The following is a 14,620-nucleotide window of genomic DNA, read 5'->3' as shown; positions in this document are numbered from 1 at the left end:
TAGCGGCGGGAACGGCGACGCCCCGCCTGCTGGGGCGGGGCGTCGGCACAACGGTCGGGGGTGACGGCCCGTCAGGTGGCGTCCGGGTCGAAGGGCGGGCGCTCGCCGACGGCCAGCGCCGGGCCGGCGCTCGCGGAGGTCGCGGCCTTGGAGAAGTCGACCGAGGCGGTGGGCGTCGGCGTCGGGTCCCCGTTCAGCGCGGACTTGATGTCCACGCTGTCCTTGAGGTCCTTCAGGCCGAGCGGGTCCTCGCCGTCGCCGAGCAGCTGCTTGCGGACGAAGGTCTTCGGGTTGAGGTCCTCGAAGTCGAAGTTCTGGAACTCCGGCCCCAGCTCGCTGCGGATGTCCTCTTTCGCGTTGTCCGCGAAGGAGCGGATCTTGCGGATGAAGCCCATGGTGTCCTGGATCAGCTTGGGGAGCTTGTCCGGACCGAAGATCACGATGGCCATGACGATGAGCGTCACGACCTCCAGTCCGCCTATGTCTCCGAACACCTGAACTCCCAGCACCCGACAACGCTTCGACAAGGGTAAACGCGGGCTGCCGCGGCTCCGGCCTCCCTCGGGTGAAACCGTGGTAAAGACCACCCGGGTGACCGGCGTCGGCGGCGTGCCGGTGAAGGCAGGCTAGCGCAGGAGCTGCCGCGGGTCACCGGTGGGCGACGGCGGGGGCGTGACCTGGTAGCGGGCCCGCAGCGGGTACTCCTGGACGTCCAGCGCGGGCTGCTGGGCGTTCACCGGGACGATCGCCCCGCCGACCGGCGTGACGCTGGCGGGCTGCCGGGTGGTGCCCTGGCCGGTGGTCAGGCCGCCGACCCCGCCCAGCGTGACCGCGGCGACCGAGAACGCCCCGGCGGCGGCGAACACCAGCCGGCGGCCGCGGGCGGCGGGCGGGCGACCGGGCAGTTCGGTGAGCGCGGCGAGCGGCCGCGGCAGCCCGGCCGACCCGGGCCGCGGCGCGGCGGACGGGCGGGCGCCGAACAGGCCGGCCCGCGGGTCGACGCCGGGTATCGGGGCGTCCGCGCCGAGCGCGCCGCCGCCGAAGCCCGCGCCCCGGCCGAACGAGCCGCCGGTGAGCCGGCTGCCGCCGAACACGCCGCCGGACCCGGGCGGGGCCGGCGGACCGTCGGGGCCCGCCCCGTCCTCCGGCAGCGCGGCGACGGCCATCAGCCGGGCCATCAGGGCGGCGGACGGGCCGGGCGGCGCGGCGGCGCCGAGCGTCCGCTTGACGGCCCGGGCCTCCTCGGCCTCGGCCAGGCAGTCCGGGCAGGTCGCCAGGTGGGCCTGGACCCGCTCGCGGGCGTCGTGGCCCAGCTCGCCGTCCAGGTACGCGGTCAGGCGGTCGCCGAGGTGGTGCTCCTCCGCCACCGGCTCGACCGGGCGGAGCGCCCCGGGCCGCAGCCCGGGCGCCGCCGGTTCGGGGGCGCGGCGCAGCGGCGCCCAGCGCGAGCGGCCGCCCGCGTCCGCGCGCTCGGGGGCGTGATCGCTCATGACCCCCTCCGGTCGCTTCCGACCGGCTCGGCGCCGACCGGCACGGGCTCGGCGGAGCCGCCCCGGCGCGAACGGCCCGCGGCGGCGTTCGGCGCCCGGTGCTTGAGGGCCGCGCGCAGGTGCGAGCGGCCGCGGTGGATCCGGCTGCGGACGGTGCCGAGCTTCACCCCGAGGGTGGCGGCGATCTCCTCGTAGGAGAGGCCCTCGATGTCGCAGAGCACCACGGCGGCCCGGAACTCCGGCGCGAGGGTGTCCAGCGCCTGCTGGACGTCCGCGTCGAAGTGGGTGTCGCTGAAGTGCTGGGCGGGGCTGGGCTCGCGGCTGGCCAGGCGCTCCGCGGCGTCCTCTGCGAGGGCGTCGAAGCGGATCCGCTGGCGGCGGCGCACCATGTCCAGGAACAGGTTGGTGGTGATCCGGTGCAGCCAGCCCTCGAAGGTGCCGGGGGTGTACGTGGACAGCGAGCGGAACACCCGGACGAAGACCTCCTGGGTGAGGTCCTCGGCGTCGTGCTGGTTGCCCGTCAACCGGTAGGCCAGGCGGTAGACCCGGGCGCTGTGCGCCTCGACGATCTCCTCCCAGCTGGGCGGCGTCCAACTCTGCGCGTCGGCCCCCTCGGTGAAGGACGCCAGCGTGCCGGCGGCCTCGGCCACCGAGTCGTCGGCCGCGGTCGGCTTGTCCAGGGGGGAGTGCACAGACTTGTTCATCACGGGCTTCGGCGTACGGGTCGACGCAGTGCCGCGGAGGTGCCGCTGCACAGGGACGTCGCCCTCGGCCACACCTCCTCGGTCGGCTCTTCTGCCCAGCAGAGCCACCACCATATCCACCTCACCCGTCAAGCCCGGATAAGAGCGGTCGAACGGCCACCGCCCCGGACGGCCCGGCCGTCCGTAGAAGAGGAACGGCCAGCCGCCGAACACGGTTCCCGGGCGGCCAGTAGTCTGTCGCTGGAATTTGTCGACTTGGGTCGGCACCGGCGCTCCGGAAGAGGCAGCCATCACCGAGTTCGGGCCCCAGCGCGCGGCCCTCGCCGACACCTACGTCGGCGAGGACGCGGTGCTGACCTACGCCCGGGCCCAGTCGGCCCGCACCGGGATACGCGCGATCGGCCCCAGCGGCGGGGCCGCGCTGCGCCTGCTCGCCGCCGCCCTGGACGCGAAGGCCGTGGTGGAGGTCGGCACCGGCACCGGGGTCTCCGGCGTCTACCTGCTGCGCGGCATGCGCGCCGACGGGGTGCTCACCACCGTCGACGCCGAGCCGGTCCGCCAGCAGTACGCCCGCGAGTCCTACCGGGCGGCCGGCTTCGCCGCCAACCGGGTCCGCTGCATCCCCGGCCGGGCCCGGGACGTGCTCCCCCGGCTCGCCGACGGCCAGTACGACCTGGTGTTCTGCGACGGCGACCCGGCCGACTCCCGGTTCCACCTGACCGAGGCGGTCCGGCTGCTGCGCCCGCGCGGCGTGGTCTGCTTCGAGGGCGTCTTCCAGGAGGGCCGGCTGGCCGAGCCCGCGCACGACGACCCGCAGACCCGCGCGGTGCGCGACCTGGTCGCCGACATCCGGGAGAGCGACACCCTGCTGCCCGCCCTGCTGCCGGTCTCCGACGGCCTGCTCTGCGCCGTCAAGCGCTGAGCCGTCAAGCGCCGACCGGCCCGGCCGGGGCCAGCGCGACGGGCCCGGTCCCCCGTCGGGGGACCGGGCCCGTCGAACACCTCCGGGGAAGGCCCGAAGGTGCGGGCACTGCGCTGCGGCAGGTCAGCCGCAGGCCTTCTTCAGGGCCTCGCCGAGCGCCTGCGCCTCGTCCGGCGTCAGCTCGACCACCAGGCGCCCGCCCCCTTCGAGCGGAACGCGCATGATGATGCCCCGCCCCTCCTTGGTGACCTCCAGCGGGCCGTCACCCGTCCGCGGCTTCATGGCCGCCATGCTCGTTCCCCTTCCTGCAACCGTTCAGGTATGCACCGGCAGTCCGTCCACCGCCGGTATCGAACGCATTGATCGGAAGCCATTATCCCGCATGCAATGGCTGGATGACCAACATCACTCTCTCCGCCAACCCTTCCCAACCAGCACCAAAGCCCTGATTACCTGCCGAAAGCCCCATCCCCCCGCACTCCGACACGCCCGCCGCAGGTGCGCCACCTCACACTCCCCCGAACGGGCGCGCTCCGGCATGCTGGCCCACGACAGCCCACCGCGACCCGGGAGCCCTCACCCATGTCCGACACCGTGCGCTACGAGCGCGACGGCGCGCTCGCCGTCCTCACCATCGACCGCGCCGAGGCCATGAACGCCCTCGACACCCCCACCAAGGTCGCCCTCCGGGACGCCGTCACCACCGCCGCCACCGACCCGGAGGTCCGGGCGGTGCTGCTCACCGGCGCCGGCGGCAAGGCCTTCTGCGTGGGCCAGGACCTCAAGGAGCACGTCGGCCTGCTGGAGCGGCAGCGCGAGACCGGCGAGAGCGCGCTGCGCACCGTCGCCGAGCACTACAACCCGCTGGTGCGCGCGCTGGCCGGGATGCGCAAGCCCACCGTCGCCGCCGTCAACGGCGTCGCCGCCGGGGCCGGGGCCTCGCTCGCCTTCGCCTGCGACTTCCGGATCCTGGCCGACACCGCGGGCTTCAACACCTCCTTCGCCGGCGTCGCCCTGACCGCCGACTCCGGCGCCTCCTGGACCCTCCCCCGCCTGGTCGGCCACGCCCGCGCCACCGAGCTCCTGCTGCTCCCCCGCACCGTCCGGGCCGAGGAGGCGCTCGCCCTCGGCCTGGCCACCCGGGTCGTCCCCGCCGCCGAACTCGCCGACACCGCCCGCGAGTTCGCCCGTACCCTGGCCGACGGCCCGACCTTTGCCTACGGCGCGATCAAGGAGTCCCTGGCCTACGGCGCCGCCCACTCGCTCTCCGACCTGCTCGACAAGGAGGACGAACTCCAGACCGCCGCCGGCAACAGCGAGGACCACCGCATCGCCGTCGACGCCTTCCTCGCCAAGCAGAAGCCCACCTACCTCGGCCGCTGAGCCCGCACGCGCAGTTCCCCGCGCCCCGGCAGGGGCGCGGGGAACTGCGCGCAGGGGAACGGGCACGGGCGGCCGGGTCCGGGAACGGCGGGCACCGCCCCGCCGGAACGGGCTCCCTACCTCGCGTGGCAGTCCGCCAGGTGGTCGTTCACCAGCCCGCACGCCTGCATCAGCGCGTACGCCGTCGTCGGCCCGACGAACCGGAAGCCGGCGCGCTTGAGCGCTTTCGCCAGCGCCGTCGACTCCGCCGTCACGGCCGGCACCTCGGCCGGCGCCCGGGGGGCCGGCCGGCCCGGCTCCACCGCGAAGCCCCAGACCAACTCGTCCAGCCCGCCGTCGAGTTCGCGGGCGGCCCGGGCGTTGGCCACGGTCGCCAGGATCTTCGCCCGGTTGCGGATGATGCCGGTGTCCGCGAGCAGCCGCTCGACGTCGGCGTCGCCGAACTCCGCCACCTCGGCGATCGAGAAGTTCCGGAACGCGGCCCGGAAGCCCTCGCGGCGGCGCAGGATGGTGATCCAGGACAGGCCGGACTGGAACGCCTCCAGCGAGATCCGTTCGAACAGGGCCTGGTCGCCGTGGACCGCCCGGCCCCACTCGGTGTCGTGGTAGAGCCGGTAGTCGTCCGCCGAGTCACCCCACCCGCAGCGCCGCAGACCGTCGGCGCCGAGCACCGCCCCACCGGTCACGGACGGTCGCTCTTCTCGCCCTCGGCCTCGGCCTCGCCCGCGTCCTGGGCCGGCCGCTGCTCCAGCACCGCCGTGAAGGACTCCAGCCCGGGCAGCGGCTCACCGCCGCCCGCACCGGCACCCGCGCCCGCCTCGACCGAGCCGCGCACCGCGCCGACGGCCTCCAGCTCGGCGATCCGCGCGTCCCGGAGGGCGAGTTCCGCGCCGAGCCGGTCGAGCACGTCGTCGACCTCGTCCATCCGGTAGCCGCGCAGCGCCATCGGGAGGCGGAGCTCGTCCACGTCGGCCCGGCCGAGCGGCCGGTCCTGGGGGAGCCGGGCGGAGAGCCGGTCGTGCTCGGCCTCCGGAAGCGTTCCACCGCCGCCGAGCGCCACCAGCGCGGCGCCGCCGACCACCACGGCCATCGCAGCCACGATCACCCAGAACACGAGCTGTCCTCCGTCAGTCCCCGGGGGTTCCCGGCAGTTCCCGGTCGGCTTCGGCCCGCGCGCGGGAGCAAGGTGGGATCATGGTCCCCTGACAGGCCGGGGCCCATCATTGCACCCGGGAGCGCTGAGGAGGAGACACCGGTGGCACTACGCCTCGGCACGCGGGAGTTCGGTCCGGACGAGCTGGTGGTCATGGCGATCGTCAACCGGACTCCGGACTCGTTCTTCGACCGCGGCGCGACCTTCGCCGACGAGGCGGCCTTCGCGGCCGCGGACCGCGCCGTCGCGGAGGGCGCGGCGATCCTGGACATCGGCGGCGTGAAGGCCGGTCCGGGCGAAGAGGTCACCGTGGAGGAGGAGTTGCGCCGCACGGTGCCGTTCGTGGCGGAGCTGCGCAAGCGCCACCCGGCGGCGGTGATCAGCGTGGACACCTGGCGGCACGAGGTCGGCGAGGCGGTCTGCGAGGTGGGCGCGGACCTGCTGAACGACGCCTGGGGCGGCTTCGACCCGAAGCTGGCCGAGGTCGCGGCCCGGTACGGCGCGGGCCTGGTCTGCACCCACGCGGGCGGTGCGGAGCCGCGCACCCGGCCGCACCGGGTGGGGTACCAGGACGTGATGGCGGACATCCTGGCGGTGACCGTCGGCCTGGCCGAGCGGGCGCTCGAACTGGGCGTCCGCCGCGACGGGTTGATCATCGACCCGGGGCACGACTTCGGGAAGAACACCCGGCACTCGCTGGAGGCGACCCGCCGGCTGCCGGAGATGACGGCGACCGGGTTCCCGGTGCTGGTCTCGCTCTCCAACAAGGACTTCGTCGGCGAGACGCTGGACAAGCCGGTGGACGAGCGGCTGCTCGGCACGCTGGCCACCACCGCGGTCTCGGCCTGGCTGGGCGCCCAGGTCTACCGGGTGCACCAGGTCGCGGAGACCCGGCAGGTGCTGGACATGGTGGCCTCGATCCGCGGCACCCGTCCCCCGGCGGTCGCCCGCCGGGGGCTGGCCTGACGGACCGTCGGGCGCCGCGGGAGGACTACGCCGGGGTGCCGTGCGGTCCGCGCGCGGCGTCCAGGATCTTCAGCACCTCGGCGACGTCGTCCGTGACGTGGAACAGTTCGAGGTCGGCCGGGTTGGCCTTGCCCTGCGCGACCAGGGTGGACTTCAGCCACTCCACCAGGCCGCCCCAGTAGGCGCTGCCGAACAGGACCACCGGGAACCGGGTGACCTTCTTCGTCTGCACCAGCGTCAGCGCCTCGAACAGTTCGTCCAGGGTGCCGAGCCCGCCGGGGAGCACCACGAAGCCCTGGGCGTACTTCACGAACATCGTCTTGCGGACGAAGAAGTAACGGAAGTTCAGGCCCAGGTCGACGTACTCGTTGAGGCCCTGCTCGAAGGGCAGCTCGATGCCGAGGCCGACGCTGAGGCCGCCGGCCTCGGTGGCGCCCTTGTTGGCGGCCTCCATCGCGCCGGGGCCGCCGCCGGTGATCACCGCGTAGCCGGCCTCGGCCAGCGCCCGGCCGATCTCCACCCCGGCCTGGTACTCGGGCGAGTCGACCGGCGTCCGGGCGGAGCCGAACACGCTGATGGCGGTGGGGAGTTCGGCGAGCGCGCCGAAGCCCTCGACGAACTCGGAGGTGATCCGCAGCACCCGCCACGGATCGGTGTGCAACCAGTCGGTCGGCCCGGTGGTGTCCAGCAGCCGCTGATCCGTCGTACTCGTCTCGACCTGGTCCCGCCGCAGCAGCACCGGCCCCTTGCGCTTCTCGGGCCACGGCTTCTTCTGCCGGCGGACGGGTTCATCTCCGTTGGCTGTCATGACGAAACCCTACGCCTGACAAGGCAACTTTCCGGGGAACAACGGAAAACGACCGGGCGAGGGCGGGACTACCGGGTGAGCCACTCCCGCAGCCGCTCCTCGACCTCGGCGATCGCGGTGAGCGAGCAGTGCTCCTCGCGCTTGTGGGCCAGGTTCGGGTCGCCGGGGCCGTAGTTGACGGCGGGGACGCCGTGCGCGGAGAACCGGGCGACGTCGGTCCAGCCGAACTTGGCCCGGGGCTCGCCGCCGACGGCGGCCAGGAAGGCGCGCGCGGCGGGCTGGGAGAGGCCGGGCAGGGCGGCGGGCGAGGCGTCCACGATGTCCAGCCGGTAGCCGTCGAAGACCTCGCGCAGGTGCGCCTCGGCCTCCTCCAGGCTGCGGTCGGGGGCGAACCGGAAGGCCACGTGGATCTTGCACTCGTCGGGGATGACGTTGCCGGCCACGCCGCCGTCGATCCGGGTGGCGTTCAGGCCCTCGCGGTACTCCAGGCCGTCGATGACGACCCGTCGGGGGGTGTACTCGACCAGCCGGCGCAGCACCTCGGCGGCCTTGTGGATGGCGTTGTCGCCGAGCCAGCTGCGGGCGGCGTGCGCCCGGACGCCGGTGAGCGTGATGTCGGCGCGCAGGCTGCCCTGGCAGCCGCCCTCGACGACGGCGCCGCTGGGCTCCATCAGGACGGCGAAGTCGCCCGCCAGCCAGTCGGGGTGGACGGCGAACAGGTGGCCGAGGCCGTTGCGCTCGGCCTCCACCTCCTCGCAGTCGTAGAACACGTAGGTGACGTCGTGGTTGGGCTCGGTCACGGTGGCGGCGAGCCGGAGCTGCACGGCGACGCCGGACTTCATGTCGGAGGTGCCGCAGCCGTAGAGCAGGTCGCCCTCGACGTGCGAGGGGACGTTGTCGGCGATCGGCACCGTGTCCAGGTGCCCGGCGAGCACCACCCGCTCGGCCCGGCCGAGGTTCGTCCGGGCCACCACGTTGTTGCCGTACCGGTCGACACTGAGGTGCGGGAGGGCCCGGAGCGCGTTCTCGACGGCGTCCGCGAGGGCGGTCTCCTCGCCGCTGACGGACGGGAAGTCGACGAGGCGGGCGGTCAGGGCGCCGCCGTCGAGGGTCAGGTCGAGGGGCTCGTTCGGGCTGCTCATGGCGGCCACCCTATCGATAAGGTCGGGTCGCGCCGATGACGCCGGGTCATCGCGTCGACACGGCTCCGAACGGCCCTGTGAGCAGGGTCGCAACCGCGCGGACCCGTACAGCCGTCCGAGCGGTTACGGTGTCCTGGCCCGGTGCGCGCTCCCGGGCCCGGACCGTTGCGGACCGACACCGACCGTTCACCCAGGAGAGGGGCGACCCCGTGGCCAAAGACGCCGAGTACGGCGACTACGACGACGACGCGGAGCACCACGGCGCCCCGGACGACCACGCCGGGCACGACGGTCACCACGACGAGTACGACGGCCCCGAGGAGCGCGGCAGCTGGACGGACGGCCTGGAGTACGAGGAGGACCCGCCGCGCCGCCGCCGGCCGTGGGGGCGGGTGCTGGTGGGCGTGCTGGCGCTGTCGGTGGTCGGCGGCCTGGTGGTGTACCTGAACCGGGACAAGAGCCCGGCGGTGCCGGACGAAGGCTGCCGGATCACCACGGCGACCGGCTCGGGGACGCTGGAGCTGCCGGCGGCGGCGAACGCGGCGACCATCACGGCGGTGGCGATCTCCCGCGGGCTGCCGGAGCGGGCGGTGACGATCTCGCTGGCGACGGCGATCCAGGAGTCGAAGCTGCGCAACCTGGAGGGCGGCGACCGGGACTCGGTCGGCCTGTTCCAGCAGCGCCCCTCGCAGGGCTGGGGCACGGTCGACCAGATCATGGACCCGGTGTACTCGACCAACAAGTTCCTGGACGCGCTGGTGAAGGTGAACGGGTACGCGCAGATGCCGCTGACCGACGCCGCCCAGCAGGTGCAGCGCAGCGGCTACCCGCAGGCGTACGCCAAGCACGAGGGCAGCGCGACGCTGCTGTCGACGGTGCTGACGGGCCGCGAGCCGGCCGCGCTGGACTGCGTGGTGCACCAGTTGCCGGACCCGAACCCGACCGACCCGGCGGAGAAGGCGCCGACCGCGGCGGCCCTCACCGAGCAGGTGCGCCGGGAGTTCGGCAAGGCGGTGGCGGTCGGCCCGGACGCCAAGGCGCCGAAGGACCCGCGCGAGGTGCTGGCGTTCAGCCCGCAGGTGACGGCGAGCACCGCGGCGGCCGGCGGGGCGGCGCAGACCGGCTGGGCGCTGGCGCACTGGTCGGTGGCCCGGGCGGCGGACCTGGGGATCGGCCAGGTCGCGTACGACGGCAAGGTGTGGCGGGTGGACCGGCCGCTGGACGGCTGGAAGCCGCTGGCGGAGGCCCCGGCGGACCGGGTGCTGGTGACGCTGGGCGCTCCGGCCAAGAAGAAGAAGTGACCCGGTCGGCGGTGGAGCGGTGACCCGCACCGCGGTGGGGCAGTGACCCGCTGACGGTGCGTTGACGCACTGGTGCGCGGGTTACCGCCGGGCGGGTGATTCGTGTCAACCCCGGCTGACGACGGCGGCCCGGTCGGGCGACCTCCGAACCGGTGCGCCGACGGGCCGCCACAGGCCCGGTCCGCCAAGGGAAGTGACGGTTCCTCAGCGGTGACCGGCCGACCCGGGTACTGCGGAATGCCCGAAAATGCCCCACCCTGCCTTTGCCAACCCTTGACCTTGACCGGCCGAAACCTTCCCGGTGCTCTTGCGGTCATACACGTCGCCCGCCGGACGGCACGCCCTCGCGCCGTCCGCCCGGCGGACCGTTGACCTCACCTCTTAGGAGCGCCATGTCCTTCCCCCTCACGCGCCGGATCGCCCAGGCCGCGCTGGTCGTCGCCGCCACCGCGGCGCCGCTGGCGGCCGCGGGCGCCGCCTCCGCCTCCGAGGTGGTGCCGCAGACCGACCTGGGCGCCGGCGTGACCAAGCTGGCCGCCGTCCCCAACTCGGGCGACACGGTGCAGGGGGCTACCCACGAACTCGGCCACGTGGTCGGCACCACGGGTGCCGCCGCCCTGGCGGCGGGCGGCCCGGCGGCCGGCGACGCGGCCGGCAACACGGTGGCGCACACCCTGCCGCCCACCGACGAGGCGCTCGGCGGCCTCGGCCCGGTCGGCAAGGCCGGCCAGCTGACCGGCTCGCTCGACACGCTCACCGAACGGGTCGCCCCGGCGGTGGAGGAGAAGGTCGGCCCGGCGGTCACCGACAAGGTCGTCCCGGCCGCCCACAAGGCCACCGCCAGCCCGCTGCACACCGTGGCCAAGGGCCTGCCCACCAGCAAGCTGACCCAGTCGCTGCCGGCCGCCGACAAGCTCGGCCCGGTCACCGGGGTCGTCCAGTCGCTGCCGGTGGCCGGCACCGTCGCGGGCCTGACCGAGCACGAGTCCGCGAACCGCCTCGGCGGGATGCCCGCACTGGGCGGCGGCAACAGCCCGCTCGGCGGCCTGACCGGCGCGCTCGGCCCGGTCGGTGGCCTGCTCGGCGGCCTGGGCGGCGGCGGCCTGCCGATCGGCTGACCCCGCGTCACGGCACCACGCGGAAGGGGCGGAGCCGGCCGGCTCCGCCCCTTCCGCACGCCCCTGGCGGAGCGTCAGCGCTTGAGCCGCTCCACCGCCGCGGCCACCCGCTCGTCGGTGGCGGTGAACGCCACCCGGACGAAGCGGTCGCCGGCCGGGCCGTAGAAGTCGCCGGGCGCCACCAGGATGCCGAGCTCGGCCAGTTCGGCCACCGTCTCCCAGCACGGCCGGTCCTGGGTCGCCCACAGGTACAGGCTCGCCTCGGAGTGCTCGATCCGGAAGCCGTACGCCTCCAGCGCGGCCCGCAGCGCGCTGCGCCGCTGGGCGTAGCGGGCCCGCTGCTCGGCCACGTGCGCGTCGTCGGCGAGCGCGGCCGCGGTGGCCGCCTGCACCGGCGCGGGCACGATCAGGCCGCCGTGCTTGCGGACCTCCAGCAGTTCGCGGACCACCACCGGGTCGCCGGCGACGAAGGAGGCCCGGTAGCCGGCCAGGTTGGAGCGTTTGGAGAGCGAGTGGACGGCCAGCAGGCCCTCGTGCGAGCCGCCGCACACGGCGGGGTTCAGCACCGACACCGGCTCGGCGTCCCAGCCCAGTTCGAGGTAGCACTCGTCGCTGACCAGCAGCACCCGGTGCGCCCGGGCCCACTCGACGGCGCGGCGCAGCTCGTCCGCGCCGAGCACCCGGCCGGTCGGGTTGGACGGCGAGTTCAGCCAGAGCAGCCGGACCTTGGCGCCGTCCAGCTCCTCGACGTCCTCGTACGCGACCGGCTCGGCGCCGCAGAGCAGCGCGCCGACCTCGTAGGTGGGGTAGGCGAGCTTCGGGTAGGCGACCTGGTCGCCGGGGCCGAGGCCGAGCTGGCCGGGCAGCCAGGCCACCAGCTCCTTGGAGCCGACGGTGGGCAGCACGGCCTCGGGGCCGATCTCGGCGCCGCAGCGGCGGTTCAGCCAGCCGGCGATCGCGTCGCGCAGCGACAGCGGGCCCCACACGGTGGGGTAGCCGGGGGTGTCGGCGTGCGCGGCCAGCGCCCGCCGGATCAGCTCCGGCACCGGGTCGACGGGGGTGCCGACCGAGAAGTCGCACAGCCCGTCGGGGTGGGCCTCGGCCGTCCGCTTGTACGGCTCCAGCTTGTCCCACGGGAAGACCGGCAGGCGGTCGGAGACGCGGCGCGCCGCCCCCGGGTGGCCCGGGAGCGGCGCGTGCGTGCTGTCGTTGGTGCTCACAGCGTGGATGCCACCGATCGGCTCAGTGCTCGGCGTTCTGCGGGGGCAGCGCGGCGATGAACGGGTGGTCGCGCTCGATCAGGCCGAGCTTGGAGGCGCCGCCGGGCGAGCCCAGGTCGTCGAAGAACTCGACGTTCGCCTTGTAGTAGTCCTTCCACTCCTCCGGGGTGTCGTCCTCGTAGAAGATCGCCTCGACCGGGCAGACCGGCTCGCAGGCGCCGCAGTCGACGCACTCGTCCGGGTGGATGTAGAGGGAGCGCTCACCCTCGTAGATGCAGTCGACGGGGCACTCTTCGATGCACGCCTTGTCCTTCACGTCGACACAAGGCTGCGCGATGACGTAGGTCACGCTGTCGTTCCTCCTCGGAAGGGCTGCCGCCCTACTGTTTACTCGGTCGCGCAGTGCGCGCGGCGTCGTCGATGCCCGCACCTAGTATCGCGGGTCGGCGACCGCAAATGCACAGGAGGTGCCGTTGATGCTCGGCGGAGTTCCGCTCGAGTCCCGTCCGGAGGTCCGGATAGACCCCTCTGACGTGGGACGACGCGTGTCGGTCCGGCGCCTGGACGGCGTGGCGGACGGACGGCCGCAGTTCCGCGATGCGATCGGTGTGCTCACCGGTTGGGACGACGGCGGGTTGACGGTCGAGCCGCGCACCGGGCCCGAAGTGCGGTTCGCCGCCGAACTGCTGGTCGCGGGCAAAGCGGTCCCGCCGTTCCCGGCCCGGCTCCGGCCGGCCCCGACCGCCGATCCGCTCGAACTCCAGCGGATCGCCGCGCGCGGCTGGCCCGCGGTCGAGCAGGAGCCGCTCGGCGCGTGGACGCTGCGCGCCTCGTCCGGGTTCACCCGGCGGGCCAACTCGGTGCAGGCGCTGGGCGATCCGGGCGTGCCGCTGGACGAGGCGCTGCGCCGGGTGGCCGACTGGTACGCGGCCCGCGGGCTGCCCGCCCACGTCGAGCTGGTCTCCCCGGGCGCGCCGGACGGCCTGGCGGCCGCGCTGGAGCGCCACGGCGCCGCCCTGGCGCCGACCCTGGTGCGCACCGCCCCGCTCGGCGCGCTGGCCCGGGCGGGCGGCGCGGCGGACGTCCGGCTGGCCCGCACCGCCGGCCCCGGGTGGCTGTCGCTGTACCGCCGGGTCGGCGACGACCCGGCCCTGGAGGCCGCCGCCACCGCCGTGCTGCACGGCGGCCCCTCGGTCTGGTTCGGCCACGTGCCGGGTCCGGACGGCGCCCCGCTGGCGATCGGCCGTCTGGCGGTGGACGGCGACTGGGCCTGCTTCGGCGCGGTCGAGGTCGCCCCGGCGGCCCGCCGCCGGGGGCTGGCCACCGCCGTGCTGGCCCGGCTGGCGTCCCGGGCCGCCGAGGAGGGCGCCACCGGCGCCTACCTGCAGGTCGAGGCCGACAACGCCGGGGCGATCGCCCTGTACGACGGGCTGGGTTTCACGACCAGTCACACTTACCACTACGCCCGCCTCTCCCAGCGGTAGCGTGCACCACCAGCAAGTGAGCCACGACCGCTGCCGAACCGAAGGCCGCAGTGACCGAGCAGAGCAGAAACCGCTTCCGCGCCGAGGCCCGGGCCGAGCGCCCCGACCCGGTGCTGCTGTGCCTGCTCGCCGCCGCCGAGCACACCCTCGGCGACCCCGGCGACAGTGAACAGCCCGACCTGGACGCCCTCCTGACCGCCTGTCAGGCCGCGCTGGACCGGCACGCCGCCGCCATCCGCAAGGCCGTCGCCGAGCGCCGCCCGAGCGGCCCGGAGGAGACCGCCGCGCTCCTCGCGGCGGTGCTCGGCGGGCGCGAGCGCTTCCACGGCCGGCAGTCCGACTACCTGCGGCTGGAGTCCTCGCTGCTGCCGGAGGTGCTGCGCCGCCGCCGGGGGCTGCCGATCACGCTCTCGCTGGTCTGGTCGGCGGTCGCCGCCCGGGCCGGTCTGACCGTCCACGGCATCGCGCTGCCGGGGCACTTCATCGTCGCGGTGGGCGGCCCGGTGGGCGGCGACGAGTACGTGCTGGCCGACCCGTTCCACGGCGGTCGGCTGCTCGACGTCCCGGACGTCGAGCGCCTGGTGGCCGCCTCCGGGCACCGCTACTCGCCCGAACTGCTCACCCCCGCCCAGCCGCTGGACCTGGTGCTGCGCGTCCTGGGCAACATCCGGCGCTGGGCCGCCGACCGCCCCGAGCACGCCCGCACCCAGCTCTGGGCCGCCGAGCTGGCCCTGCTGCTGCCCCGGCACCCCGCGCAACTGCGCCTGGAGCGCGCCGAGCTGCTGGTCAAGACCGGCGACTTCCTGGGCGGCGCGGCCGAGATGGACTCCTACGCGGAGATCCTCGACGCCTTCGACCCGGAGAGCGCCGCCAAGGTCCGCCAGGAGGCCCGCTCGGCCCGCCACCGCCTGAACTGAGCCGGGCCCCGC

17 protein-coding genes are annotated in these 14,620 nt (G+C 74.7%); 7 read left to right on the top strand and 10 right to left on the bottom strand.

The window, feature by feature from the left end:
* Positions 1 to 71: 71 nt before the first annotated feature.
* From ACIOHG_RS04625 to sigE, 3 genes are all read right to left on the bottom strand, one after another.
* Positions 72 to 494 carry a sec-independent translocase gene (locus ACIOHG_RS04625; RefSeq protein ID WP_400945238.1) on the bottom strand — a complete coding sequence of 141 codons (423 nt, stop codon included), beginning with the start codon at positions 492 to 494 and terminating at the stop codon, positions 72 to 74.
* Between the two features lie 132 nt (positions 495 to 626).
* Positions 627 to 1,490: a zf-HC2 domain-containing protein gene (locus ACIOHG_RS04620; protein WP_400945236.1), complete on the bottom strand. Its 864-nt coding sequence runs from the start codon at positions 1,488 to 1,490 to the stop codon at positions 627 to 629.
* Positions 1,487 to 2,194 carry an RNA polymerase sigma factor SigE gene (gene sigE / locus ACIOHG_RS04615; RefSeq protein WP_400945234.1) on the bottom strand — a complete coding sequence of 236 codons (708 nt, stop codon included), beginning with the start codon at positions 2,192 to 2,194 and terminating at the stop codon, positions 1,487 to 1,489. The genes ACIOHG_RS04620 and sigE overlap by 4 nt, the downstream gene beginning before the upstream one ends.
* Positions 2,195 to 2,441: 247 nt before the next feature.
* Here sigE and ACIOHG_RS04610 point away from each other — a divergent pair, with 247 nt between their 5' ends.
* Positions 2,442 to 3,116 carry an O-methyltransferase gene (locus ACIOHG_RS04610; protein ID WP_400945232.1) on the top strand — a complete coding sequence of 225 codons (675 nt, stop codon included), beginning with the start codon at positions 2,442 to 2,444 and terminating at the stop codon, positions 3,114 to 3,116.
* 123 nt (positions 3,117 to 3,239) lie between these two features.
* Here the strand turns inward: ACIOHG_RS04610 and ACIOHG_RS04605 are convergent, their stop codons facing one another.
* Complete coding sequence (locus ACIOHG_RS04605) at positions 3,240 to 3,407, bottom strand: DUF3117 domain-containing protein (protein WP_074001376.1); 168 nt, start codon at positions 3,405 to 3,407, stop codon at positions 3,240 to 3,242.
* A 291-nt stretch (positions 3,408 to 3,698) separates the two neighbouring features.
* On the opposite strand from ACIOHG_RS04605, the gene ACIOHG_RS04600 reads away from it, so the two are divergent.
* Positions 3,699 to 4,499 carry an enoyl-CoA hydratase/isomerase family protein gene (locus ACIOHG_RS04600; RefSeq protein WP_400945230.1) on the top strand — a complete coding sequence of 267 codons (801 nt, stop codon included), beginning with the start codon at positions 3,699 to 3,701 and terminating at the stop codon, positions 4,497 to 4,499.
* A gap of 116 nt (positions 4,500 to 4,615) precedes the next feature.
* Here ACIOHG_RS04600 and ACIOHG_RS04595 read toward each other — a convergent pair whose 3' ends face one another.
* Both ACIOHG_RS04595 and ACIOHG_RS04590 read right to left on the bottom strand, forming a co-directional pair.
* Positions 4,616 to 5,185, bottom strand: a complete 570-nt coding sequence (locus tag ACIOHG_RS04595) for a DNA-3-methyladenine glycosylase I (protein WP_400945228.1) — start codon at positions 5,183 to 5,185, stop codon at positions 4,616 to 4,618.
* Positions 5,182 to 5,613 carry a DivIVA domain-containing protein gene (locus tag ACIOHG_RS04590; RefSeq protein ID WP_400945226.1) on the bottom strand — a complete coding sequence of 144 codons (432 nt, stop codon included), beginning with the start codon at positions 5,611 to 5,613 and terminating at the stop codon, positions 5,182 to 5,184. Before ACIOHG_RS04590 ends, ACIOHG_RS04595 begins: the two co-directional genes overlap by 4 nt.
* A 192-nt stretch (positions 5,614 to 5,805) precedes the next feature.
* Here ACIOHG_RS04590 and folP point away from each other — a divergent pair, with 192 nt between their 5' ends.
* A complete protein-coding gene (gene folP / locus ACIOHG_RS04585; RefSeq protein WP_400945752.1) occupies positions 5,806 to 6,618 on the top strand; it encodes a dihydropteroate synthase in 813 nt (270 codons plus the stop codon).
* A 25-nt stretch (positions 6,619 to 6,643) separates the two neighbouring features.
* Here the strand turns inward: folP and ACIOHG_RS04580 are convergent, their stop codons facing one another.
* Together ACIOHG_RS04580 and dapE are read right to left on the bottom strand one after the other, a co-directional pair.
* Complete coding sequence (locus tag ACIOHG_RS04580) at positions 6,644 to 7,426, bottom strand: TIGR00730 family Rossman fold protein (protein ID WP_400945224.1); 783 nt, start codon at positions 7,424 to 7,426, stop codon at positions 6,644 to 6,646.
* A gap of 68 nt (positions 7,427 to 7,494) precedes the next feature.
* Positions 7,495 to 8,568 carry a succinyl-diaminopimelate desuccinylase gene (dapE, locus tag ACIOHG_RS04575; protein WP_400945222.1) on the bottom strand — a complete coding sequence of 358 codons (1,074 nt, stop codon included), beginning with the start codon at positions 8,566 to 8,568 and terminating at the stop codon, positions 7,495 to 7,497.
* Positions 8,569 to 8,777: 209 nt separating this feature from the next.
* Between dapE and ACIOHG_RS04570 the strand changes: the two genes are divergently transcribed.
* Positions 8,778 to 9,869: a hypothetical protein gene (locus tag ACIOHG_RS04570; protein WP_400945220.1), complete on the top strand. Its 1,092-nt coding sequence runs from the start codon at positions 8,778 to 8,780 to the stop codon at positions 9,867 to 9,869.
* A gap of 392 nt (positions 9,870 to 10,261) precedes the next feature.
* A complete protein-coding gene (locus ACIOHG_RS04565; protein WP_400945218.1) occupies positions 10,262 to 10,987 on the top strand; it encodes a hypothetical protein in 726 nt (241 codons plus the stop codon).
* 74 nt (positions 10,988 to 11,061) lie between these two features.
* Here ACIOHG_RS04565 and dapC read toward each other — a convergent pair whose 3' ends face one another.
* On the bottom strand, positions 11,062 to 12,207 hold the full coding sequence (gene dapC / locus ACIOHG_RS04560) for a succinyldiaminopimelate transaminase (protein WP_400945216.1): 1,146 nt from the start codon (positions 12,205 to 12,207) through the stop codon (positions 11,062 to 11,064).
* A gap of 22 nt (positions 12,208 to 12,229) precedes the next feature.
* Positions 12,230 to 12,556 (bottom strand): ferredoxin, encoded by a 327-nt coding sequence (fdxA, locus tag ACIOHG_RS04555; protein WP_030459925.1) that lies wholly within the window; start codon positions 12,554 to 12,556, stop codon positions 12,230 to 12,232.
* Between the two features lie 127 nt (positions 12,557 to 12,683).
* Between fdxA and ACIOHG_RS04550 the strand changes: the two genes are divergently transcribed.
* Both ACIOHG_RS04550 and ACIOHG_RS04545 read left to right on the top strand, forming a co-directional pair.
* Complete coding sequence (locus ACIOHG_RS04550; RefSeq protein ID WP_400945214.1) at positions 12,684 to 13,691, top strand: GNAT family N-acetyltransferase; 1,008 nt, start codon at positions 12,684 to 12,686, stop codon at positions 13,689 to 13,691.
* A gap of 50 nt (positions 13,692 to 13,741) precedes the next feature.
* Positions 13,742 to 14,608 carry a transglutaminase family protein gene (locus ACIOHG_RS04545; protein ID WP_400945212.1) on the top strand — a complete coding sequence of 289 codons (867 nt, stop codon included), beginning with the start codon at positions 13,742 to 13,744 and terminating at the stop codon, positions 14,606 to 14,608.
* Positions 14,609 to 14,620: the final 12 nt, after the last annotated feature.

Origin of the sequence: Kitasatospora sp. NPDC088134, from assembly GCF_044741705.1 — a bacterium.
In the GTDB taxonomy this organism is placed as follows: Bacteria; Actinomycetota; Actinomycetes; order Streptomycetales; family Streptomycetaceae; genus Kitasatospora.
The sequence above is the reverse complement of the archived record's forward strand: the minus strand, read 5'-3'. Positions and strand labels throughout refer to the sequence as shown.

What these genes read in the sequence shown, in the direction of transcription:
- ACIOHG_RS04620 (WP_400945236.1), bottom strand. Translation starts at nt 1,490, where the DNA reads ATGAGCGATCACGCCCCCGAGCGCGCGGACGCGGGCGGCCGCTCGCGC.
- sigE (WP_400945234.1), bottom strand. Translation starts at nt 2,194, where the DNA reads ATGAACAAGTCTGTGCACTCCCCCCTGGACAAGCCGACCGCGGCCGAC.
- ACIOHG_RS04605 (WP_074001376.1), bottom strand. Translation starts at nt 3,407, where the DNA reads ATGGCGGCCATGAAGCCGCGGACGGGTGACGGCCCGCTGGAGGTCACC.
- ACIOHG_RS04600 (WP_400945230.1), top strand. Translation starts at nt 3,699, where the DNA reads ATGTCCGACACCGTGCGCTACGAGCGCGACGGCGCGCTCGCCGTCCTC.
- folP (WP_400945752.1), top strand. Translation starts at nt 5,806, where the DNA reads ATGGCGATCGTCAACCGGACTCCGGACTCGTTCTTCGACCGCGGCGCG.
- ACIOHG_RS04580 (WP_400945224.1), bottom strand. Translation starts at nt 7,426, where the DNA reads ATGACAGCCAACGGAGATGAACCCGTCCGCCGGCAGAAGAAGCCGTGG.
- dapE (WP_400945222.1), bottom strand. Translation starts at nt 8,568, where the DNA reads ATGAGCAGCCCGAACGAGCCCCTCGACCTGACCCTCGACGGCGGCGCC.
- ACIOHG_RS04565 (WP_400945218.1), top strand. Translation starts at nt 10,262, where the DNA reads ATGTCCTTCCCCCTCACGCGCCGGATCGCCCAGGCCGCGCTGGTCGTC.
- ACIOHG_RS04550 (WP_400945214.1), top strand. Translation starts at nt 12,684, where the DNA reads ATGCTCGGCGGAGTTCCGCTCGAGTCCCGTCCGGAGGTCCGGATAGAC.